The organism is Dactylosporangium sp. NPDC005572, assembly GCF_040605515.1.
Classification (GTDB): domain Bacteria; phylum Actinomycetota; class Actinomycetes; order Mycobacteriales; family Micromonosporaceae; genus Dactylosporangium.
In genome coordinates this window covers 38023-60532 of sequence record NZ_JBEXCY010000007.1, presented here as the reverse complement: position 1 = coordinate 60532, position 22510 = coordinate 38023, and the positions used below count along the sequence as shown (strand labels likewise).

General features: G+C 72.8%; 17 protein-coding genes. 7 read left to right on the top strand and 10 right to left on the bottom strand.

Annotated elements, in window-relative coordinates; genetic code table 11:
* Nucleotide 1: 1 nt before the first annotated feature.
* On the bottom strand, nt 2–961 hold the full coding sequence (locus tag ABZS66_RS05675) for a quinone oxidoreductase (RefSeq protein WP_354755491.1): 960 nt from the start codon (nt 959–961) through the stop codon (nt 2–4).
* A 102-nt stretch (nt 962–1063) separates the two neighbouring features.
* Here ABZS66_RS05675 and ABZS66_RS05670 point away from each other — a divergent pair, with 102 nt between their 5' ends.
* Both ABZS66_RS05670 and ABZS66_RS05665 read left to right on the top strand, forming a co-directional pair.
* Entirely contained in the window at nt 1064–3994 is a 2931-nt protein-coding gene (locus ABZS66_RS05670) for an Hsp70 family protein (RefSeq protein ID WP_354755489.1), read from the top strand.
* Between the two features lie 84 nt (nt 3995–4078).
* Nucleotides 4079–4510, top strand: a complete 432-nt coding sequence (locus ABZS66_RS05665) for a hypothetical protein (RefSeq protein ID WP_354755487.1) — start codon at nt 4079–4081, stop codon at nt 4508–4510.
* A 54-nt stretch (nt 4511–4564) separates the two neighbouring features.
* On the opposite strand, the gene acnA is transcribed toward ABZS66_RS05665, so the two are convergent.
* A complete protein-coding gene (acnA, locus tag ABZS66_RS05660; protein ID WP_354755485.1) occupies nt 4565–7339 on the bottom strand; it encodes an aconitate hydratase AcnA in 2775 nt (924 codons plus the stop codon).
* 141 nt (nt 7340–7480) lie between these two features.
* On the opposite strand from acnA, the gene ABZS66_RS05655 reads away from it, so the two are divergent.
* The gene (locus ABZS66_RS05655) at nt 7481–7831 is read left to right on the top strand and encodes a VOC family protein (RefSeq protein ID WP_354755483.1); all 351 of its coding nucleotides are present in this window, start codon (nt 7481–7483) and stop codon (nt 7829–7831) included.
* On the opposite strand, the gene ABZS66_RS05650 is transcribed toward ABZS66_RS05655, so the two are convergent.
* The 6 genes from ABZS66_RS05650 to ABZS66_RS05625 form a co-directional block, all read right to left on the bottom strand.
* A complete protein-coding gene (locus tag ABZS66_RS05650) occupies nt 7818–10880 on the bottom strand; it encodes a BTAD domain-containing putative transcriptional regulator (RefSeq protein WP_354755481.1) in 3063 nt (1020 codons plus the stop codon). The two genes, ABZS66_RS05655 and ABZS66_RS05650, sit on opposite strands and share 14 nt — an antisense overlap.
* Nucleotides 10881–10899: 19 nt before the next feature.
* Nucleotides 10900–11292, bottom strand: coding sequence for a hypothetical protein (locus ABZS66_RS05645; protein WP_354755479.1), 393 nt, complete (start codon nt 11290–11292; stop codon nt 10900–10902).
* Nucleotides 11293–11407: 115 nt separating this feature from the next.
* Nucleotides 11408–11935, bottom strand: coding sequence for a YbhB/YbcL family Raf kinase inhibitor-like protein (locus tag ABZS66_RS05640; RefSeq protein ID WP_354755477.1), 528 nt, complete (start codon nt 11933–11935; stop codon nt 11408–11410).
* A gap of 94 nt (nt 11936–12029) precedes the next feature.
* The gene (locus tag ABZS66_RS05635) at nt 12030–13892 is read right to left on the bottom strand and encodes a hypothetical protein (protein WP_354755475.1); all 1863 of its coding nucleotides are present in this window, start codon (nt 13890–13892) and stop codon (nt 12030–12032) included.
* A gap of 1 nt (nt 13893) precedes the next feature.
* Complete coding sequence (locus tag ABZS66_RS05630) at nt 13894–14460, bottom strand: LemA family protein (protein WP_354755473.1); 567 nt, start codon at nt 14458–14460, stop codon at nt 13894–13896.
* Nucleotides 14461–14520: 60 nt separating this feature from the next.
* On the bottom strand, nt 14521–15957 hold the full coding sequence (locus tag ABZS66_RS05625; protein WP_354755471.1) for an aminopeptidase P family protein: 1437 nt from the start codon (nt 15955–15957) through the stop codon (nt 14521–14523).
* Nucleotides 15958–16028: 71 nt separating this feature from the next.
* Here ABZS66_RS05625 and asnB point away from each other — a divergent pair, with 71 nt between their 5' ends.
* The 4 genes from asnB to ABZS66_RS05605 all read left to right on the top strand — a co-directional run bounded on the left by asnB (nt 16029) and on the right by ABZS66_RS05605 (nt 20839).
* A complete protein-coding gene (asnB, locus tag ABZS66_RS05620) occupies nt 16029–17972 on the top strand; it encodes an asparagine synthase (glutamine-hydrolyzing) (protein WP_354755469.1) in 1944 nt (647 codons plus the stop codon).
* A 6-nt stretch (nt 17973–17978) separates the two neighbouring features.
* On the top strand, nt 17979–19097 hold the full coding sequence (locus ABZS66_RS05615; protein ID WP_354755467.1) for an AAA family ATPase: 1119 nt from the start codon (nt 17979–17981) through the stop codon (nt 19095–19097).
* Nucleotides 19098–19107: 10 nt separating this feature from the next.
* Complete coding sequence (locus ABZS66_RS05610) at nt 19108–20025, top strand: carbohydrate kinase (RefSeq protein WP_354755465.1); 918 nt, start codon at nt 19108–19110, stop codon at nt 20023–20025.
* A gap of 82 nt (nt 20026–20107) precedes the next feature.
* On the top strand, nt 20108–20839 hold the full coding sequence (locus tag ABZS66_RS05605; RefSeq protein ID WP_354755463.1) for a hypothetical protein: 732 nt from the start codon (nt 20108–20110) through the stop codon (nt 20837–20839).
* A gap of 15 nt (nt 20840–20854) precedes the next feature.
* Here ABZS66_RS05605 and ABZS66_RS05600 read toward each other — a convergent pair whose 3' ends face one another.
* Both ABZS66_RS05600 and metE read right to left on the bottom strand, forming a co-directional pair.
* Complete coding sequence (locus tag ABZS66_RS05600) at nt 20855–21334, bottom strand: cupin domain-containing protein (protein ID WP_354755461.1); 480 nt, start codon at nt 21332–21334, stop codon at nt 20855–20857.
* 4 nt (nt 21335–21338) lie between these two features.
* Nucleotides 21339–22510 (bottom strand): 5-methyltetrahydropteroyltriglutamate--homocysteine S-methyltransferase (metE, locus tag ABZS66_RS05595; RefSeq protein WP_354755459.1); only part of this gene is annotated, 1172 nt, incomplete at its 5' end.

The window sequence follows — 22510 nt, the reverse complement described above, 5'->3', positions numbered from 1 at the left end:
CTCAGGGAATCAGCAGGAGCTTTCCGGTCGACTCGCGGCTCTCCAGCGCGGCATATGCGTCGGTCACGGCGTCGAGCGGATAGCGCCCCGTGATGGGGATGTCAAGGACACCGTCGGCGATCCAGCGGAAGAGCGTTTCGGAGCGATCCAGCAATTCGTGCCGGGCCGCGATGAAATGCGCGAGGGTTGGCCGGGTCAGGAAATACGACCCGGCCATCAATCGCAATGGATCGAATGGCGGGACCTTGCCGCTCGACGCGCCGAAGAGCACCAGAGAACCGCGGGGGCGCAATACCGCGAGACTGGTATCGAATGTGTCTTTCCCCACACCGTCGTAGACGGCGTCGACGCCCGCGCCGTCGGTGACGTCGCGCACGGCGTCGGCGGCGTCGCTGTACGGCACCGCCGCGACGGCGCCGTTGGCCTGGGCGACCGCCCGCTTCGCGGGCGTCGAGGCGGTCGCGACCACCCGCCCGCCGAGGTGCGTGACCAGCCTGGTGAGCAGCTGACCCATCCCACCGGCGGCCGCGTGCACGAGGACGGCGTCCCCCGGCCGGACCGGGAACGAGTCGTGTGTCAGGTACTGCGCGGTCAGCCCCTGCAGGATCGCGGCGGCCGCCTGCTCGGTGCTGATGCCGTCGGGGACCGGCACCAGCCGGTCGGCCGGGACCAGCGCCTGCTCGGCGTGGCTGCCGGGGATGGCGGTCCAGGCCACCCGGTCGCCGGGGGAGAGGCCCTGGACGTCGTCGCCGACGCTCAGCACGGTGCCCGCGCCCTCGCTGCCGAGGACGGCCGGCAGGGGCACCTGATAGGTGCCGGTGCGCTGGTAGACGTCCATGAAGTTGACCCCGCTGGCCTCCACCAGCACCAGGGCCTGCCCGGGCCCGGGGACCGGAGCCGGCCGGTCCTGCACGTGCAGGACGGATCGATCGCCGTACTCCTCGAACACCACCGCGCGCATGCGGCCTCCCTCGCGTCTGTCGTCTTCCTGTCTACCCCAAACCGCCGATCGGTTTTGTCAGAGGGCTCACGTAGCATCCGGGGGTCTTTGGAGGTGAGCGGCGTGGCGCCGACCCATCGGCTCGCGATCGATCTTGGCACCTGCCACACGGTCGCCGTGGTGCGCCGCGGTGACGAGGCGCCGCGTGCCCTGCTGTTCGACGGCTCGCCCGTCATGGCGTCCGGCATCTATGCCGACGAGCACGGCAGGCTCTCCGTCGGGCGCGACGCGGAGCGGCTGAGCCAGCTCGCCCCGGAGCGGTTCGAGCCCTATCCGAAGCGGTCGGTCGACGAGGGCTCGGTGCTGCTCGGCCAGGTCGAGGTCACGGTCGTGGAGATGCTGGCCTCGCTGCTGCGCCGGGCCGCCGAGGAGTCGCTGCAGGCCGGGGTCAACCCGGTCGGCTCGACCGTGCTCACCTGCCCGGCCGACTGGGGCGGCCAGCGGCGCAACGTGCTGCTGGAGGCGGCCCGCGCGGCCAACCTGGGCCCGGTCGTGCTGGTCGACGAGCCGATCGCCGCCGCCACCTACTGCCTGCGCGTCCTCGGCCAGCAGGTCGCCCCGCTGCAGTCCCTGGCCGTGTTCGACTTCGGCGGCGGCACGCTCGACGTCTCCGTCGTCCGGCGCGAGTTCGACGGCCTGCGCGTCCTGGGCGTCGGCGGCCTCGACGACCTCGGCGGCGTCGACATCGACGCGGCCCTCGTCGGCCACCTCGGCCAGCTGATCAACCTGCGCCACCCGGAGCTGTGGCAGCGCCTCTCCAACCCGGACTCGCCGGCCGCCCACCGCGACCGCCGCGCGCTGTGGAACGAGGTGCGCGCGGCCAAGGAGATGCTGTCGCGCGCGGCCTCGGCCCCGGTCCACGTGCCCGGCACCGAGGAGGCGCTGCACCTCACCCGCGAGGAGCTGGAGCGGGTCGCCGGCCCGCTCATCGACCGCGCGGTCGACGAGACCCGCCGGGTCCTGGAGCGGGCCGGCGTCGACGTGCGCCAGCTCGCCGGCGTGTTCCTGGTCGGCGGCTCCAGCCGCATCCCCCTCGTCGCGAGCCGCCTGCACGCCCGCTTCGGCGTCGCGCCCGTGGTGCCGGAGCAGCCGGAGCTGCCGGTCGCCTACGGCGGCATGCTCGCGGTGGCCGCGACGGGCAAGCAGTACGACAACCCGCCGCCGGTGTCCGGGCCGGTGTCGGGGACGCCGATCTCGCCCGGCTACCAGCCCGGCACGCCCTTCCCCGTGTCGTCGATGCCCGGCGCACCGGGGACCGGGGCGTTCGGGGCCTCGTCGTCGCAGACGTTCGCCGCGCAGGCGCCCGCACAGGCCTCGCCGATGTCCGGGCCGCCGGCGGCGGCACCGGGCTCGCCGGCCGCCGCGCCATCATCGCCGGGCGTGGGCCAGTTCGGCGGCCCGCCGGCGGGGTTCGCCGGCGCGCCCCGGCCGGGCGTGAACGTGCCGCCGACCTTCGGTGCGCCGCCCGCTCCTGTGCCGCCGACCTTCGGCGGGCCCAAGCTGGCGCCGCCGCCGGTGCCGGTCATCGTGCGGCCGCGGCGGCGGGCGTGGCCCTGGGTCACGCTCGTCATCGTGCTGTCGCTCGTCGGTGGCTGCCTGTGGGGCGGCTCGAAGGTCTTCGGCTGGATCGGTGACCAGTTCGACTCGGTGACCTTCCCCGGCACCGACCCGACCGACGAGAACGGCGACCTGAAGGACCCGAAGGTCGAGGGCCTCAAGGCGGGCGAGCCGCTCTCGTTCCCGGACGCCGGGACGATCTCCGCGGTGGCCGGCAACGGCGCGGTGTACGCGGCGGTGACGACGCGGGAGAACACCCGCCTCATCGCGTACGCCACAGCGGGCGGGCAGCAGTGGGAGAAGGCGGTGCCGATGACGCCGACCGACGTCCACCTGCGGATCGTCGGCGACCTGCTCATCGTCGACGGCGAGGGCGACGCGAGCCGCGGCGACCAGGACGCGCGCTCGGTGCTCGACCTGAAGAACGGCGGCAACATCCTCTGGACCGAGGCCTGGGACAACCGGCTCGACCTGTTCTACCAGGGCACCGAGTCGGTCAGCGAGTTCCGGGGCAGCAAGCCGGCGCTGCACCGGGTGGATCTGCGCACCGGCAAGTCGAAGTGGTCGCGGCCCGGCATCAACGACATGGCGATCAACGGCATGCGCACCGTGCGGCCGGCCCTCACCTGGCCGGGGAAGACGTCCGTCGGGCCCGTGCCGTCGTACGAGCTGGACTTCAACGGCCTGATGCCGTTCCAGGAGTCGGTGGCCGCCGACCCGACGGTCGCCGTGCAGCTGGACCCGGCCGGCAAGCTCACCAAGGTCGACCTCACCACCGGCCAGCCGAAGGGGTCGGCGTCGATCGAGGTCGAGATGCGCCAGCCGTGGCTGGTGTATAACGGCATCGTCGTGACCAAGACGCCGGACAAGTCCAACTCGATCACGGGCTACCGGCTGTCGGACTTCAGCAAGGCGTGGGACTACGCGACGCTGGCCGGCGTCGAGATCGAGGACTTCCGCCCCTGCGGCGAGACGATGATCTGCGCGGTCGGCGAGAAGAACCTGGACTACCAGGTGTTCGGGGTCGAGGTCGCTTCCGGCAAGGAGAAGTGGTCCACCACCGCCGGCGACGAGCCGCGGTGGTATGTGCTCGACGGGCAGCTCGTGCTGGGCAGCGGAGCGTTCACCTCGGTCGCCGACCCGGCCGTCGTCGACCCGGCGACCGGCAAGGCGAAGCACACGATCGGCGAGGGCCTGTCCAGCAAACAGGCCTACGCCGGCTCCGGCGGCCGCGTGGCGATGGTGACGATCCGGGGCGGGGTCACCTCGGTCTGGCGGGTCGCTGTGGCCAACGTCGGCGACGGCAAGGTGATCGGCACGGCCGACTACGGCGACAACATCGTCCAGAACGTCTCGCTCAGCGGCACCGCCGTGGTGGTGTTCGACCCGGACAAGACCAAGAAGATCTGGCGATTCGAGGTGCCCGCCCCCAAGTAGTCCGACATGTCCGGCGGGACAGCGGCGCCGACCCACGGTTGACATATTGAAGGTCACGCATGTCAACATGGGGAGGATCGGTTCATGCGGAGACTCGCGCGTGTGGTGGTCGCGATCGTCGTCGGGCTCGCGGCGACGTTCGTGGTCGCCGAGCCGGCCAGCGCGGCCGTGCCCGTCTGCAACAACTACGTGCAGGACGGCCAGATCAAGGTGCCGGCGTACAACGGCAACGAGCACTGCTGGATGCAGACCGGCCACACCGGCTGGGGCGTCCGGATCCTGCAGATGTCGCTGAAGTACTGCTACGGCGACTACCTGCGCTCGATCGGCTTCCCGTACCAGGTCGACGACGACGGCCAGTTCGGGCCGATCACCAAGGAGGCCCTGCGTCAGGTGCAGAAGCTGGAGGACACCCGCGTGCCGTGGGACGTCGCGGCCGACGGTGTCTACGGCTGGGTGACGGCGAACAGCATCTTCCACACGACCGGCATCAGCTGGGACTGCTACCGCCTGTGAAAAAGGAGCGGCGGGCCGTCCACAGTGGACGGCCCGCCGCAACGCGACGAAGCGCTACGCCTCGATCATCTTGCGCAGCACGTACTGCAGGATGCCGCCGTGGCGGTAGTAGTCCGCCTCGCCGGGGGTGTCGATGCGGACCACCGCGTCGAACTCGAGGCCCGTGTCGGTCGTGACCTTGACCGTGCGCGGGGTGGTGCCCTCGTTCAGCTGCTCGACACCCGTGACCGTGAAGGTCTCGGTGCCGGTCAGGCCCAGCGAGTCGGCCGTCTGGCCCTGCGGGAACTGCAGCGGGAGCACGCCCATGCCGATCAGGTTCGAGCGGTGGATGCGCTCGTACGACTCGGCGATCACGGTGCGGACGCCCAGCAGCGCGGTGCCCTTGGCGGCCCAGTCGCGGGACGAGCCCGAGCCGTACTCCTTGCCGGCCAGGATCACCAGCGGTACACCGGCCGAGGCGTAGGCGACCGACGCGTCGTAGATGGTGGTCTGGTCCCCGTTGAGGTGGTTGATCGTGACGCCGCCCTCGGTGCCGGGGGCGAGCTGGTTACGCAGGCGGATGTTGGCGAAGGTGCCGCGGATCATCACCTCATGGTTGCCCCGGCGGGAGCCGTACGAGTTGAAGTCCTTGCGGTCGACGCCGTGCTCCGCCAGGTACCTGCCGGCGGGGGAGTCGGCTTTGATCGAGCCGGCCGGCGAGATGTGGTCGGTCGTGACCGAGTCGCCGAGCTTGGCCAGCACGCGGGCGCCGGCGATGTCGCTGACCGGGGACGGCGCGGTGGCCATGCCCTCGAAGTACGGGGGCTTGCGGACGTAGGTCGAGTCCGCGGCCCACTCGAAGGTGTCGCCGGTCGGGGTCGGCAGCGAGCGCCACTGGTCGTCGCCGGCGAAGACGTCGGCGTAGCGGGTCGAGAACAGGTCGCTGCCGATCGCGGTCGCGATGGTGTCCTCGATCTCCTTCGGGCTCGGCCAGATGTCGCGCAGGTACACCGGCTGGCCGTCGGAGCCCGTGCCGAGCGGGTCGCTGGTCAGGTCGATGTCCATCGTGCCCGCGAGCGCGTAGGCGACCACCAGCGGCGGCGAGGCCAGGTAGTTCATCTTCACGTCGGGGTTGATGCGGCCCTCGAAGTTGCGGTTGCCGGACAGCACCGAGACGACGGTGAGGTCGTGCTCGTTGACGGCGGCGCTGATCGCCTCCGGCAGCGGGCCGGAGTTGCCGATGCAGGTGGTGCAGCCGTAGCCGACCAGGTTGAAGCCGAGCTTGTCGAGGTACGGCGTGAGGCCGGCCCGGTCGTAGTAGTCGGTGACGACCTTCGAGCCGGGGGCGAGCGTGGACTTCACCCACGGCTTGCGGGACAGGCCCTTCTCGACGGCGTTGCGGGCCAGCAGGGCCGCGCCGATCATGACCTGCGGGTTGGAGGTGTTGGTGCACGACGTGATCGCGGCGATCACGACGGCGCCGTGGTCGATTTCGAAGTCCTCGACGCGGACCGGCTTCGACGGGCGCCCGTTGGCGCCGCGCGCGGCCGAGACCAGCTCGTGCGGCTTGTCGCCATTCGCCGAAACCTCGTTGGCGGGCGGGTCGCTGGCCGGGAACGACTCGATGCTCGCCTCGTCCTGCGGGCCCTCGACGCCGCCGTCATCGGAAGCGACGTAGCTGCCGAGCGCCGCGCGGAACAGCGGCTTCGCCGACTTCAGCGGCACGCGGTCCTGCGGGCGCTTCGGGCCGGCGAGCGACGGCTCGATCGTGGACAGGTCCAGCTCCAGCCGCTCCGAGTAGTCGGGCTCGGCGGCCGGGTCGTGCCACAGGCCCTGCTCCTTGGCGTAGGCCTCGACCAGCGCGACCTGCGCCTCGTCGCGACCCGTGAGCTTGAGGTACTTGATCGTCTCGGCGTCGACCGGGAAGATCGCGACGGTCGAGCCGTACTCCGGGCTCATGTTGCCGATGGTCGCCCGGTTGGCGAGCGGCACGGCGCTCACGCCGGGGCCGTAGAACTCGACGAACTTGCCGACCACGCCGTGCTTGCGCAGCATCTCGGTGATGACCAGCACGAGGTCGGTCGCGGTGGTGCCCTCGGGCAGCTCACCGGAGAGCTTGAAGCCGACGACGCGCGGGATGAGCATCGACACCGGCTGGCCGAGCATCGCGGCCTCCGCCTCGATGCCGCCGACGCCCCAGCCCACGACGCCCAGGCCGTTGACCATCGTGGTGTGCGAGTCGGTGCCGACCACGGTGTCCGGGTAGGCCTGCCCCTTGCGCGGCATGACCACGGGGGCGAGGTACTCGATGTTGACCTGGTGCACGATGCCGGTGCCCGGCGGGACGACCTTGAACTCGTTGAACGCGGTCTGGCCCCAGCGCAGGAACTGGTAGCGCTCCTTGTTGCGGCCGTACTCCAGCTCGACGTTGCGCTCGAAGGCGTCCGGCCGGCCGAAGAGGTCGGCGATGACCGAGTGGTCGATGACCAGCTCGGCCGGGGCGAGCGGGTTGACCCGGGTCGGGTCGCCGCCAAGCTCGACGACGGCCTCGCGCATGGTGGCCAGGTCGACCACGCACGGCACGCCGGTGAAGTCCTGCATCAGCACGCGGGCCGGGGTGAACTGGATCTCGACGCTGGGCTCGGCGGAAGCGTCCCAGGCGCCCAGCGCGCGGATGTGGTCGGCGGTGATGTTCGCGCCGTCCTCGGTGCGCAGCAGGTTCTCCAGCAGGATCTTCAGGCTGTACGGCAGCCGATCGGCGCCCTCGACCTTGCCGATCTTGAAAATTTCGTAGCTGGCGTCGCCGACGCTCAGCTGGCTCTTTGCTCCGAACGTGTCGAGGCTCGCCACGGCGTACTCCTCAAGTCAGGCGGGTGTCTCACGGCCAAGTCTTCCCCAGCGGCGGTAGCTGGCACGCCGCGGGTCCGTCATTTTCAAGAAAACCGTACGTCCGTCTTGTTTTGAAGGCAAGTCCTGTACCAAGCTGTGGGCATGCTGCACCATGTCCAGCTGGCCTGCCCGGCCGGCTCCGAAGACGTCTCCCGCCGGTTCTACGCCGAGCTGCTGGGGCTCGCCGAGATCGCGAAGCCGCCGGTGCTCGCCCAGCGGGGCGGGTGCTGGTTCGGGGGGCACGGCGTAGAGCTGCACCTCGGCGTCGAGGAGCCGTTCGCCCCGGCCCGCAAGGCGCACCCGGGCCTGCTCTGGCCCGACCTCGACGGGTTGGCCGCGCGCCTGACCGCGGCCGGTTACGAGCTCACCTGGAGTGACGAGCTTCCGGGGTACCGCCGATTCCACACCTTCGACCCGCACGGCAACCGGCTCGAGTTCCTCACCCCTCGGTGACCCGGCGAAGCGCGGCGACGTAGCCGATCTCCCGGGCGAGCCGCTCCGCCTCGCGAACGTCGCCGCGGATGCGGTGCAGGTCGGGCAGCATGTAGCGGCCCTCGCCGGTCAGCCCCCGCTCCAGCACCTGGGAGGCCGCCGAAGCCGCCCGGGCCGCGGCGCCGGTCGCCAGCAGCGCGTCGGCATGCAGCATGAACAGGCGGGGGCGCCGCCAGGCGTTGTCGCCCAGCGCGGCCAGGCCCGCCTCGATGCGGGCCACGCCGTCCGGCGCGCCGGCCGCCGCCTCGGCCCAGCCCAGGTGGATCTGGGAGAACGCGCGGTACTCCGGGTTGCCCCCGCGCTCGGCGAGCGCCAGGCTCTGCCGCGACAGCGCGGCCGCCTCCGCGGGGTCCGCCCGCTCCACCGCCACGATGGCCGCGTAGTGGCTGACGTACATCCGCTGGAACGGCTCCGGCCGGGGGCGGATCGCCCGCAGGTGCGCCCGCGCGGCGTCGTGGTCGCCGAGCATCGCGCAGACGAGGGCCAGCGGCGCCCGGATGCCCGCGACCGGGTCCCAGTGCACGATCGGGAACAGCGGGAGGTCCTCCGCCGGCAGCGCCTCGACGGCCCGCTCGAACAGCCGGCGCGCGCCCGGCAGGTCGAGCGCGGTCCAGGCCGCGTGGCCCTCGTGCACGTCGGCGACGATCCGGGCCCACGGCTCGGCGCCGCCGGCGGACCGCGCCACCTCGACGGCGCGGTCGTGGTTGCCGGAGGCGGTGTGGAAGGAGGCGTACCCCCACAGTGCGGGCAGGATCGCGACGGTCGGCCGGGTGCGGAGCAGCAGCGGGGCCATCCGGGCGAACTGCTCGGCGACCGGCGGCTCGAGGTAGCCGTCGATCGTCTGGTGCAGGTACGCCAGCCGGACCCGCAGGTCGAGCTCCAGCACGTCGCGCTCCTCGGTGACCGGGGCGCGCCCCAGCGTGTCGACGGCCTCGTGCAGCAGCGCGCGGGCGGTGTCGTGCGCGGTGCGGTCGTACGCCTCGCCGGCCGCCGCCGCCATCGCCCGGGCCACGTCCAGGGGGCTGACCACGGGCAGCGCGAGGCGCAGGTGGGCCGCCTGCTCGGTCGGCCCGGCCAGGGCCTTCGCCGCGCGGGCGTGCAGGCGGGCGCGGCGTAGCGGGCCCTGGTCGAGGTACGCCGTCTCGCGCACCAGGTCGTGCGAGAACCGCAGCCGTCCCGGATCGCCCTCGGTCAGGATGCCGCTGACCAGCGCGGTGTCCAGCGTGTCGTAGAGGTCGAGCTCGTCGATGCCGGTCATTTCCCGCAGTGCCGTGACGTCGAAGTCGCGACCGAGGACGGAGGCGACGGCGAGCACCGCGTTCGCCTGCTCGGGCAGCCGGGCCAGCCGCCGCCGCACGACCTCCTGCACCCGCACGGGCACCCGGTCGCGGGCCGCCTCCGGGTCGAGCGCGTGCTCGGCGGCCAGCACCTGGAGCAGCTCGACGAGGAAGAACGGGTTGCCGCCGGTCCGGTCGACGAGCACGTCGACCGTCTCGTCCGGCACGCTGTCCTCGGCGATCCGGCGCGCGAGCGCGGCGACCTCGGTCCTGTTCAATCCTTCAAGCGGCATTTGTACCGTATGTGGCTGCGCGACCAGTTCGCCGAGCGTCTTGGCGAAGGGCGCGCCGGCGGCCAGCTCGGCCTCCCGGTACCCGACGGCGACGAGCGCGCGGCTGCCCGGCTCGGCGATCATGGTCAGCAGGACGGTCGACGGCGCGTCGAGCCAGTGCGCGTCGTCGACGACGATGACCACGCGCCGCCGCTCGGCGAGCCGGCGGAGGCCGTCGACCAGCCCCCGGTACAGCCGGGAGCGCGCAAGCTCGGCATCGGCCAGCCGCTCGGGGGCGGGCAGCGGCAGCCGCTCGGCGAGGGTGGGGTCGAGGACGGCGGGCAGGTTCCCGTGCGGGGCGAACGCCTCGGTGAGCCCCTGCCGGTCGTTGCCGGCGAGCCCGCGGAGGATCTGCGCCCACGGCAGGAAGACGGGCGGTGGCACCCCGTCCACTCCGGTGCCGGCGCCGACGGCTGCGCCCTGCCCGGCGGCCCGCTCGGCGAGGTGGTCGAGGAGCGCGGACTTGCCGATACCGGGGCTGCCGGAGACGAGCAGGAGCGCGCCGCGGGCCGGTTCGCCGAGCAGTCGCTCGACGGTGGCCAGTTCGCGCTCCCGCCCTACCAGCCCGGCTTCGTGGCTGACTCCACCACCCGCGTCCTCCCTGCTTCCTTCATCCGACATTTCCGAAATGGCGGATACACGAGGCTCGGCCGGGGACGGGCCGCGGTGCAGGGCCTCGACCAGGTCCTGGAGCGCGGGGCCGGGCTCGATGCCCAGCTCCTCCAGCAGGCGCGTGCGGGCGCGGCCGTACGTGGCCAGGGCCTCGGCGCGGCGGCCCGTGCGGTGCAGCCCGAGCATGAGCTGGCCCCAGACCCGTTCCCGGTAGGGGGCCTCGGCCAGGACCGACTCGCTGGCGAAGACCACCTCCGCCGGGCGGTCGAGGGCCAGCAGGGCGGCGCTGCGCTCCTCGATCGCCGAGAAGCGCAGCTCCTGCAGGCGGGAGCGCTCGGCTCGGGCGAGCGGGGAGTCGCCCAGCTCGGGCAGGGGGTCGCCGCGCCACAGCTGCAGGGCCGCCGTCAGCGACCGGACGGTCGCCTCCGACGGGCCGTCGCTGCGGGCGGCCGCCACCGCGGCGGCGAAGCGGGCGGCGTCGACGGCCTCGTTCGGTACCGAAAGGAAATAACCCGGAGCCCGGCTCACCAGGACCGCCGAGCGGTCGCGGCTCGTGCGGCCCGGCTCGAGCGCGCGGCGCAGGCGGGAGACGTAGGCCTGCAACGACGCCGTCGCGCGCTCGGGGGGCTCGTCCGCCCACAGCTCCTCGACCAGGCGCTGGACGGAGACCGTGCGGCCGGGCTGCGCGGCCAGCATGGCCAGGACCGCGCGCTGCTTCGGGGTACCGAGGTCGACCGGGGCGCCGTCGCCGGTGACGACCTCCAGCGGGCCCAGGATGCCGAACTCCATCCGGCGCCCACTCCTTCACCTACAGGTCCACGGCCTCCAGGCCGTTCGCCAGCGGCCGGAATCCCGCTTCGTGCAGAATGTCGGCAATGTCCCGGCCGGATGCCGGTGGCGTCGCCACGAGCGTACGGGCCGAGGTCGCTCGCAGGGCATCCACCAGGGCGATCAGCAACTGAACGGCGCGGTCGCGGCGTCCGGGCGGGGTCGCGAAGAAGACCAGGCGGACGGTGTCGCCGTCCGGGTGTACCGCGGCCAGGGCCCCGGGCGGCTGATCGTCCTCACCGGCCGGGTCCACGAGCTCCCACCACTCCAGCGCCGGCTCGTCCAACGGCGAGTTCTTCCACTCCGCCAGGACACGCCGGGTCACGGCGTCCCGTCCCGCCGGCACCCGCCGGATCAGCATCAGTGCGTTCACGGTGAACAGCATCCGTCGGGCCGCTTGCAAACGGCTTGACCCTCCGTTTGCTGGAGTTCATCCGGTCGGGCGTACGCCGCCCACCCTTCGCGGGGTGGGCGGCGCGCCGGCGTGGCTAGAAGCCGAACTCCGAGACCAGCAGGCCCCGGGCGATCGTGTGGGCGGTCACGTTGAAGCCGACCACGTTGGGGCTCGAGCCGGGGTCCAGGTCGAGCGACTCGACGTCGAGCGCGTGTACGGCGAAGAAGTACCGGTGCGGGGCGTCCGACCTCGGCGGGGCGGCGCCCCCGAAGTCGCGGCTGCCGTAGTCGTTCCTGAGGTGGACGGCCTCGTCGGGCAGCCCGTCCTTGTCGCCGGTGCCCGCCCCGGTGGGCAGCTCGGTGACGCCGACCGGCAGGTTGACGACGAGCCAGTGCCAGAACCCGCCGCCGGTGGGGGCGTCCGGGTCGTAGCACGTCAGCGCGAAGCTCTTGGTCTCCGCCGGAAAGCCGGACCAGGCGAGATGGGGCGAGGTGTTCCCCCGCTCGTACACCTGGGCGTCCGGCAGCGTCCCCCCGGCGGTCAGGTCTTCGCTGGTCAGCGTGAACGCCGGCACCGCGGGCAGGAAGTCGTAGGGTGACGGCGGGCGCGGACGGTCAGACATGCGTTCTCCTCGCGATGTGCTGTGCTGTCTCCGGAATCCTCTTACCCAACGATCGTGCGCTACAAGTCGGACTGCGTTTCGCGTGCCGGTGGGGTCAGAGGGGTTGGGCCGTGGGCTGGGGGAGGCGGGACATCGCCTGGGTCAGCAGCCAGGTCAGGGCCGCCTGGTTGACCGGGCCCGGCGTGCGCAGCTCCAGGCGGACCACCGTCCGGCCGCGGCGGGCCACGGCCCAGGTGCCCGACGTGTACGCCTCGTCCCCCACGCCCGGGACGGGCAGGCCGCCGCGGTGGACGCGGATCGCCAGCTCCGACGCGGCCGTGCCGCTCGCCGTCGTCACGACGAGTGTCCCCCCGGCGGCGGTCTGATACCCCGCGATCGCCATCGCGCCCACCGCCATCGCGCGGCCCGTGTCCTGCAGCGCCGCGGGGCCGCCCAGGGCGCGGGAGACCTCGTCGATCGTCAGCAGGCGCCCGGGGTACACCTCCGGCTCGTGCATCGCCGCCGCGACGGCCAGGCCCTGGAGGCCGGACGACATCTCGCGCAGGATCAGCTTCTCGGTGTCCTCGTCGGCGGCCGCGGCCGCCGCGCGGGCCTGGCCGTGCTGCTCGACGTGCAGCGTCAGCACCCGGCGGGTCCAGCGGCGGGCCGTCAGCGTGACCACGTCGCCGGGGCGGGTGCGGCCGGCCAGCTCCGACGGGCAGGCCCAGGCGACCGTGCGGTCCTCGCGGCCCTCGTCGACCGCCACGTAGTGCAGCCAGGGCACGCTCTCGTCGTTCCGCGAGCCCGACTTCCACACCTCCACCCACAGCACCTCGCCCCGCACGGTGACGGGGGTGGCCAGGTCGACGACGACGCCGATGAGCGTGTAGCCGGCGTACGCCAGCGGCACCGCCACGAGGACCTGCAGGATCAGGGTCACGGGGCCCGGCAGCGACATGTCCTTGACCACGTGCGCGTACCGGACGACGAGCGCCACCACCACCAGCGCACCGGCGGCCTTCAGGGTCAGCCGCAGCGCCTTCTGGCCGTACCGTGGGAACACCTGCGGATAACGCACCCGCACCCGCCGCCAGGCCCCCCCGAACGACGACCACACCTTGTGCCGGTTGCCCATGCCGAGGTCGATGACGGCGCTGCACACGCGGGTGGCGCCGACCGCGTCACCGTAGGACAGGTAGCGGTCCCACACCGTGACCGCCGCGGGCGGCAGGTCGGCGAAGCTCTCGTGCGCGCGCAGGTAGTGCTTGAGGCCGAGCCAGCGCGCCGCGACCTCCCGCCCGAGCGGCGTGTCGCGCTCGCCGCGGGACTTCGCGGCGAAGAACCCGAGCGCGAACCACACGAAGAAGATCGGCGCGACCCAGGCGCCCTCGTCGGAGGTCGGGTCGCGCTGGGAGTGCAGGTAGACCGTCAGGCCGGCGGCGATCGACGGCACGGCCGCGACGATGGTCAGCGCGGCCACGACGGTGGGGGAGAAGCGCCGCCGCGACAGGCCCCGCGACCGCGCGTCGGCGACGATGGCCGCGTTGAGCCGCTTCCCCCAGGTCTTGGCCTCGGCGGGGTCACGGAACGTGAGCGCGGTGAGCGGGACGGTGCCGCCGACGGCGAGCCGCTGGACGCGTTCGAAGATCATGGTTTCGTACCGGTTGAGGCCGCTCGGCCGGCTCTCGCGCACATGCACCGTGGTCTGGAGCGGGTCGTTGCCCGGCTGGCGGAACTCGAGGATCCGGCGGGCCGCCAGGTCGATCAGCGTCGACTCGGCGGCGTCCTCGGTCAGCTCCCAGCGGCCCGTGACGAGGCTGACCACCGCGGGCGGCTCGGCGCCACCGAAGTCCTGCGTCGGGGGCGCCGCCGCGATCGGCCGCGGCCTGGTGAACAGCAGCGCGCCCCAGAACGCGACGAACCACAGCCCGATCCCGGCGGCGACGATCCCGAGCTCGACCAGCAGGGCCGGCGACACGTCAGAACCGGACGTTGACGTCGGCGCGCTCGGCGCCGGTCGCCTCGAAGTACGGCTTCGTCCGGAACCCGCCGATCCCCGCGACGAGGTTCGTCGGCAGGGTCTGGACCCGCTGGTTGTAGGTCTGGATGGCGCTGTTGTAGAACTGCCGGGCGTACGCGATCTTCTCCTCGGTCGCCCCGAGCTCGCCCTGCAGCTGCAGGAAGCCCTGGTTGGCCTTGAGGTCGGGGTACGCCTCGGCGAGCGCGAACAGCCGCCCGAGCGCCTGGGTCAGCATGCCCTCGGCCTCGGCCTGGCGGCCCGGGCCCTGCGGCGCGGCCTGCACGGCGACGTTACGGGCCGTCACGACCGCCTCCAGCGTGGACCGCTCGTGCGCGGCGTAGCCCTTGACGGTCTCGACGAGGTTCGGGATCAGCGAGTGGCGCCGCTTGAGCTGCACGTCGATCTGCGCCCAGGACGCCTCGACCTGGTTGCGGGCCTTGACCAGCGAGTTGTAGGCCGACACGGCCCAGAGCAGCAGCGCGACGACCAGCACGACGACGACGCCGAGCACGATGAGAGCACTCATGGCCGCATCGTGACCGGTGGGAGTTGGATCACGCGGTCACTGTCCTTGATCCGACGGTACCTAAGGCAAACGCGGCCCGGCCTCGCGCTGAGCGGCGAGCCACGTTTCGACGTCGTCCGCCGTGCGGGGCAGGCCGTCCGACAGGTTGCGCGCGCCGGTCGGGGTCACCACGACGTCGTCCTCGATCCGCACGCCGATGCCGCGCAGCTCGGCCGGCACCAGCTCGTCCTCCGGCTGGAAGTAGAGGCCGGGCTCGACGGTCAGCACGTGGCCCGCCTCGACGGTGCCCTCGCGGTAGCGCTCCTTGCGGGCCGAGGCGCAGTCGTGCACGTCCAGGCCCAGCATGTGACCGAAGCCGTGCAGGCTCCACCGGCGGTACAGGATGGCCGACTTGTCCATCGCCTCGTCGACGCTGACCGGGAGCACGCCCAGGTCCTTGAGGCCCTCCGCGAGCACCCGCATGCACGTCTGGTGGATGTCGTCGAACGCGACCCCCGGCCGGATCAGGTCCATGCCGGCCTGCTGGGAGCGGTGGACGATGTCGTACACCTGGCGCTGCAGCGGCGTGAACGTGCCCGACACCGGGACCGTGCGGGTCACGTCGGCCGTGTAGAGGTTGCGGTTCTCGACGCCCATGTCCATCAGCAGCAGCTCGCCCGGGACGGTCCGCCCGTCGTTGCGCGTCCAGTGCAGGATCGCCGCGTGCGCGCCGTTGCCGACGATCGAGCCGTACCCGACCGCGTTGCCGTCGTGCCGCGCCCGCAGGCCGAACACGCCCTCGGCGAGCCGCTCGCTCACCGGCCGGTCGGCCGGCAGGACCCGGGCCACGTCCTCGAAGCCGCGCACGGTCGCGTCGATCGCGTCCTGGAGCTGCTCCAGCTCCCAGGCGTCCTTCACCAGGCGCAGCTCGGAGAGCGCCTGGGCCAGCTCGTCGTCGCGTTCGGGCGCGCCCGGGCGGACCTGCGCGTCGACGAACGGGTCGTAGCCGCGCAGCACGCGGGTGCGGCCGGGCGCGCAGTCGTCCAGCGCCGCCGCCAGGTCGTCGAGGTGCGCGGTGCCCACCTGGAGCTCGGCGGCCTTCTCCGTGAGCGTGTGGCGGCGCCCGATCCACAGCTCCCCGTAGTTGCGGTCGCGGAAGAACTCGTCGGTGTCGCGCGGCGACCGCGGCCGCAGGTAGAGCGTGGCCTCGTGTCCGCCCTCCGTCGGGCGCATCAGCAGTACCGCATCCGGATCGTGCTCACCGGTGAGCCACACGTGGTCGGATCCGGGCCGGAACGGGTGGTGGGTGTCGTTGCTGCGCACCTTGTCCACGCCCGTCGGGATGACCAGCGTCTCACCGGGGAACGCGGCCGACAGGTCGGCGCGCCGCTTCGCATGGTTGGGGGCCTCGGTCCGGGGGGTGGCGTCGAGCGCCGAGTCGCGCCAGCCGGTCCGCATGAACTCGATGAACCGCTCCGGAAAGTCCGGGTCGTGTGACTGCTGACCTGCGTCGTTCATCGTGCTACCTGCCCTCATCGCCGCTGATTCGTGCTCCACCTGCGACCGTACCGCGTGCGAGGATGCAGGCTATGGCGGGACTGCTCACGTTCGTCAGCGCGCGGGGGAACGCGGCGGCGCACCGGGACGCGGTCGAGGACGCCCTGGGGCTGCTGCGCCACCGTGGCCCGGACGACCGGCGGGTGGTGGCGACCGACGAGGTCGTGTTCGCCGTGCACCGCCTGGATGTGACCGGCGGCGCCGGCGGCGCCCAGCCGCTGTCCTACCCGCCGCTGGGCGTGAGCGCCGGGCGGTACCTCATCGCCTTCGACGGCGCCGTGTACAACGCCGCCGAACTGCGGGCCGAGCTCATCGAGCAGCGCGACGCGCGGTTCGTCACCGAGTCGGAGGCGGAGGTGATCGTCGCCGCCTACCACCACTGGGGGCCGAGCGCGGTCAACCGGCTCCGCGGCATGTTCGCGTTCGTGATCTGGGACTCGTCGGCGCGCCGGGCGTTCGGGGCGCGCGACGCCTACGGCATCAAGCCGCTGTACCAGCTGAGCCGGCCCGAGGGCGTGTACCTGGCCAGCGAGAAGAAGGCCCTGCTGCCGTTCGTCGCGGACCGCTCGCTGGTGGACACGGCGCAGCTGCAGCACTACCTGACCATGCAGTACGTGCCGGAGCCGGCAACCATGCACCGGGACCTGCGGCGGCTCGGCGCTGGGGAGTCGTTCGTCTACACGCCGGGCGGGCCGCTGGCCAACCGGCGGTACAGCCAGCTGGAGTTCCGCCCTGCTCCGGCCGGTGACGAGGACGCTCTGGTACAGCGGATCACCGCCGCCCTGCGCGACAGCGTCCACGCGAGCCTGAAGGCCGACGCCCCCGTCGGCGCCTTCCTGTCCAGCGGCATCGACTCGACCGCGATCGTCGCGCTCGCTGCCGAGGTCGACCCGCGCCTGCGCACGTACACGGTCGGTTACGACGACGAGCAGTACTCCGAGATCGCCGTCGCCGAGCAGTCCGCCCGCGCGCTGGGCGTGCCGCTCACCGCCACCGTGGTCACGCCCGCCGACCTCATGCAGGCGCTGCCGCGCATCGTCTGGCACCTCGACGACCCGGTCGCCGACCCGGCGCTGGTGCCGCTGTACTTCCTGGCCGAGCGGGCCGCCCGGGACGTCACCGTGGTCCTCGGCGGCGACGGCGCCGACGAACTGTTCGGCGGCTACCCGATCTACCGCGAGCCGCTCTCCCTCGCCACGGTCAGCCACCTGCCCGAGTCCATGCAGCGCGGCCTGCGCGCCGTCTCGCGGGTCATCCCGCAGGGCATGAAGGGCAAGAGCTTCCTGGAGCGCGGCACGACGCCGATCGAGGAGCGGTACTACGGCAACGCGCGCATCTTCACCGACGAGGAGAAGGCGGCGCTGCTGCGCCACTACGAGCCGGACATCCGGCACACCGACGTCACCGGGCCGGTCTTCAAGGAGGCGAGCGCCCTCGACGACGTGACGACGATGCAGTACATCGACCTCTACACGTGGCTGCGCGGCGACATCCTGGTCAAGGCCGACCGCATGACGATGGCCCACGGGCTGCAGCTGCGCACCCCGTTCCTCGACCGGGCCGTGTTCGAGGTCGCGGCCACCCTGCCCAGCGAGCTCAAGGTGCCGCCGCGCTCCCACGAGACGAAGGCCGCGCTGCGCCGCGCCCTGGCCGGCGTGGTCCCCGCCGCCATCGTCAACCGCAAGAAGCTCGGCTTCCCCGTGCCGATCCGGCCGTGGCTGCGGGGGGAGATGTACGACTGGGCCCACGGCCTGCTGGACACCTCCGGCGCCGGCGACCTGCTGGACCTCGACGTCGTCCGCGGCCTGCTCCGCGCGCACCGGAAGAAGGAGGCCGACCACAGCCGCAAGCTGTGGACCGTGCTGGTGTTCTGCGTGTGGCACGCGGTGTTCGTCACGCAGACGATGCGGCCGGGTTATTTCGCTGGTGAGGATGATCAGGACGCCCGTCGGCGGGAGCAGTTGCACCTACCGTGAGCGGCAATGCTGCTCAAGTTCCGCGTCCAGAACTACCGCTCGGTCCGCGACATCCAGGAGATCACCCTGCTGTCCGACGGCGGCTACTCCGGCTTTTCCGTGTCCCTGGCGCACGGCGCCGCCATCCGGGTATCGCCGCTGCTGGGCGTGTTCGGCGCGAACGCCAGCGGCAAGTCCACGGTCCTGCGCGCCCTGGCCACGCTGCGCTCACTCGCCGCGGCCGGGAGCGACGCCCGGGAGGTCACCCAGCGCTTCGAGCCGTTCCAGCTCGACCCGGCGGCCCGCATCCTGCCCACCCGGTTCGAGATCGAGTTCATCCTGGACGGCATCCGCTACGTCTACGGCTGCGCCTACAAAACGGGCGAAATCGCGGCGGAGTGGCTCCACGCCCACGACCAGCTCCGCCGCCGGGTGTGGTTCGAGCGCGACCGCACGGGCGTGCGCAGCCTGCCCCAGGCCCGCCTGGACACCTTGTGTACCGCACTCGACCCCACGACCACGCTGCTCGCGCTCGGCGCCGACGCCGAGGACCCCGGCCTGGCGCCCGTCGCCCGCTGGCTGGCCGGCATCCGCCCGGTCCGCATCGCCGCCGGCGCCCGGCTGGTCGGCGGCCTCGACCACCTGGCCTCCCGCTGGTCCGACCAGCTGACGCTGCTGCTGACCCGGGCCGACCTGGGCATCATCGGCGTCGACACCAGCGCCTCCACGGTCCGGCTCGTCCACGACGGCCGGTGCGGCCCGCAGCCGCTCGGCTCGTACGTCGAGTCGGACGGCACGATCGCCTGGCTCGACCTGCTCGCCGAGCTCCTCCCGGCCCTCGACGCCGGTGGCGTGCTCCTCGTCGACGACCTCGACGCCGTCCTGCACCCCGGCCTGGCCGCCGAGGCCCTGCGCCTGCTCCGCGACCGCGACCTGAACCAGGCCCGCGCGCAGCTGCTGTTCACGGCCCGCGCCGTCCCGCCGTCCAGCGAGGGCGCCGAGGTGCTGGAGCCGTCGCAGTGCTGGTTCACCGTCAAGGGCCAGGACGGGGCCACCTCCTTCGTCCGCTCGGCCGGTCCGCCCAACCTCAGCCCGGGCGAGCTCGCTCGCGAGTTGTGGCTGGCCAAGCAGCGACCGACACCGTGATACTGGCCCGGTGACGGGTTACGCGGTGGTGCTCGGTGAGGCGTTGGTCGATCTGCTCGAAGAGCCGTCCGGAGACTCGGTGATCTACCGCCCCGCCGTAGGGGGCGCCCCGTTCAACGTCGCCGTCGGCATCGCCCGCCTGGGCGCACCGGCCCAGTTCCTGGGCTCCTTCGGCGACGACCCGTTCGGCGCCCGGCTCCTGGCCCACCTGTCCGCGGTCGGCGTCGGCACCTCGGGCACGGTGACCGTCCCCGGGGTGGCCACGACCCTGGCGGTGACGACCTTCGACGGCCACGAGCCGTCGTTCCGTTTCTACGGCGACTCGCACGCCCGCTACGCCGCCGCCGACGTCGACACCGAGCTCGTCGCCCGCGCCGGCCTCCTCTACTGCGGCTCGATGGCCCTCCTCGCCCCGCCCGTCCTGGCCGCCGCCCGCCGCGCCTGGTCCGTGCCCGGCCCGGTCCGCGTCTTCGACCCGAACGTCCGCCCGATCGTCGGCCTGAACCCCGACGTCGTCGCCGAGTTCGCCGCCACGGCCGACCTCGTCAAGCTCTCGTCGGCCGACGCGCTGGCCCTGTGGGGCGAGTCCCCGGAGTCCGCGGCCGGCCGCCTCCTGGACCTGGGCGCCGGCGCGGTCGTGGTGACGATCGGCAGCGCCGGCGCGCTCGTCGCGTCCACCGCCGGTACCGTCCGTGTCCCGCCCGCCCCCATCACCCCGGTCGACGCCACCGGCGCCGGCGACGCCACGATGGCGGGCCTGTCCTGGGGCATCCTGACCCAGGGCCTCCCCGTCGACCTGGGCAGCTGGGCCGTCCTGACCCGCGTCGCCGTCCACGTCGCCGGCCTGGTCTGCGAGTCCCGCGGCGGCGCCGTGGCCATGCCGACCCTGTCGGACCTCCGTGCCCGCTTCGTCGACCTGGCCGTCTAGGTCCCGTTTAGGCCCCGTTTTCGGTGCGCCGGGCCGTCTCGCGTGCTCGCCGAGGTGGAGCCCCGTTCGTAGACTGGCTGGTGTGACCCCCGGCCAGCTCGACCGCCGCTTGCTGACCAGCAAGCTGACGGCCGGGGCGGTCGCCGTGGTCCTGGTGGCCCTCCGGGTGACCTACGAGTTCGCCGTCACCCCGCAGAACACCCCGATCTGGCTGGCGGTCATCCTGCTGCTGGCGCCGATCGTCGTGATGGCCTCGGCGTTCATCGCCTTCGGCATCGCCTTCCGGCCGCTGACCCAGCCGCTGGCCCTGCGCATCCGGGAGAACGCGTTCGTGGTCCCCGGCTCCCCGGTCTGGCTGGGCCGGATGGCGATGGGCTGGGCCCTGCTGGGCACCCTGTTCCTGGAGAGCGACCCGTCCCTGCCGCTGGGCGCCCGCATCGGCATCAACACGGCCGCGGCCCTGATCATCGCCGCGGCGGCGATCCCGCTCCTGCGCGGCCCGCGCATCGTCGTCAGCCCGACGGGCCTGACCATCCGCGCCGGCGGCCGCCGCCAGGTCGCGTGGGACGAGCTGGTCCGGGTCCCGGCCGCGCCGCTCCCGCTGACCGTGCGCTCGCCGAAGCTCGCCCTCAGCATCCGCCGCCCGGGCCACCCCGACCCCGGCTGGCTCCTGGTCCCGCTGGAGCTCCTGGCGGTCGAGCCCGTCTTCCTGGGCACGGTGGTCGAGCACTACGTCGAACACCCCGCCAACCGCCCGGCCATCGGCACCCCGGAGGAGTACACCCGGGTCACGGGGCAGCCGACGACCCCGTGACCCCCGTCGGGCCCGCTACAGCCAGAACGTGTCGTGCTCGAGCATGAACGCCGCGCGTTCCTCGTCGGTCAGCCTGCCCAGCTCGGGCAGCCCCTCGAAGTAGGCCTCACGCGGCGCTCCGGGCGCGAAGTGCAGCAGCATCGACGCCGGCTCGCCGGACTCGTTCCGGAAGGCGTGCACGCCACCCTCCGGAACGTGCACGAAGTCGCCGGGCACCGTGTCGATCCACTGCTTGCCGTCGTAGATCCGGACCGTCCCACGCAAGATGTAGAACGACTCCGAGATCGACCGATGGAAGTGCGGATCCGGCCCGCTGGGCTGCGGCCCCATCTCCCATCGGTACAGCCCGAACTGCCCGTTGGTCGTGGCCCCCGTCGCCAGGTAATGGACCGTGTTGCCGTTGGCGTAGGTCCACTCGGGCGGTGCGTCGGCCGGTCGGTAGGTGGCGCTGTGTTCCCCGGACTCCCCGAGGTATCGGGGCGGCGGATAGGACATATCTTTACAATACGCTCCGGACCTTCCGCGCCGCCGCGACGACGTTGGCCAGCGCCGCCTCCACCTGCTCGTACGTCCGCGTCTTCAGCCCGCAGTCCGGGTTCACCCACAGCCGCTCGGCCGGCACGTGCCGCAGGGCGCTCCGCAGCCGCGCCGTCACCTCGGCGACGTCCGGAACCCGCGGCGAGTGGATGTCGTACACCCCCGGCCCGAGCCCGCGCCCGAACCCCCGCACCGCCGTCCCCGACCGCGCCGACTCGATGCTCGTGACGTCGGCGTCGAGCCCGTCGATCGCGGCCAGCACCTCGTCGGCGTTGCTGTAGCAGAGGTGCGTGTGGATCTGCGTCGCGTCACCGGCGCCCCCGGTCGCCCGCCGGTACGCCGCCACCGCCCACTCCAGATAGCCCGCCTGCTCCTCTCGGCGCAGCGGCAGCAGCTCCCGCAGGGCAGGCTCGTCGACCTGGATCACCCGGATGCCGGCCGCCTCCAGATCCTGCACCTCGGCCCGCACCGCGTCGGCGACCTGCATCGTCACGTCCCGCAGGGGCAGGTCGCCGCGCACGAAGCTCCAGGCCACGATCGTCACCGGCCCGGTCAGCATCCCCTTGACCGGCTTCCCGGTCAGCGACTGCGCATACCGCGCCCACCGCACCGTGATCGGCGCGCTCCTGCGCACGTCGCCGTGCAGGATCGGCGGCCGCGTGCACCGCGACCCGTACGACTGCACCCACCCGTTCCGGGTCACCGCGAACCCGTCGAGGTGCTCGGCGAAGTACTGCACCATGTCGTTGCGCTCCGGCTCCCCGTGCACGAGCACGTCGATCCCGAGCCGCTCCTGCACCTCGACGACCCGCCGGATCTCCGCCCGCACCAGCTCCTCGTACTCCGCCTCGCCGCGCACCCCGGCCGCCACTTCCCGCCGCGCCGCCCGCAACGCCCCCGTCTGCGGAAACGAGCCGATCGTCGTCACCGGCAACACGGGCAGCCCCAGGTCCCGCTGCGCCGCCGCCCTGACCTCGTACGCACTCCGCTCCGCGTACCCCCGCCGCTCCGCGCCCGCCCGCCGCTCCCCAGAGGCGTCCCGCTCCTCCGCCGAGCCGTGCCGTTCCGCGGCCGTCCGCCGCTCCCCAGAGGCGTCCCGCTCCTCCGCCGAGCCGTGCCGTTCCGCGGCCGTCC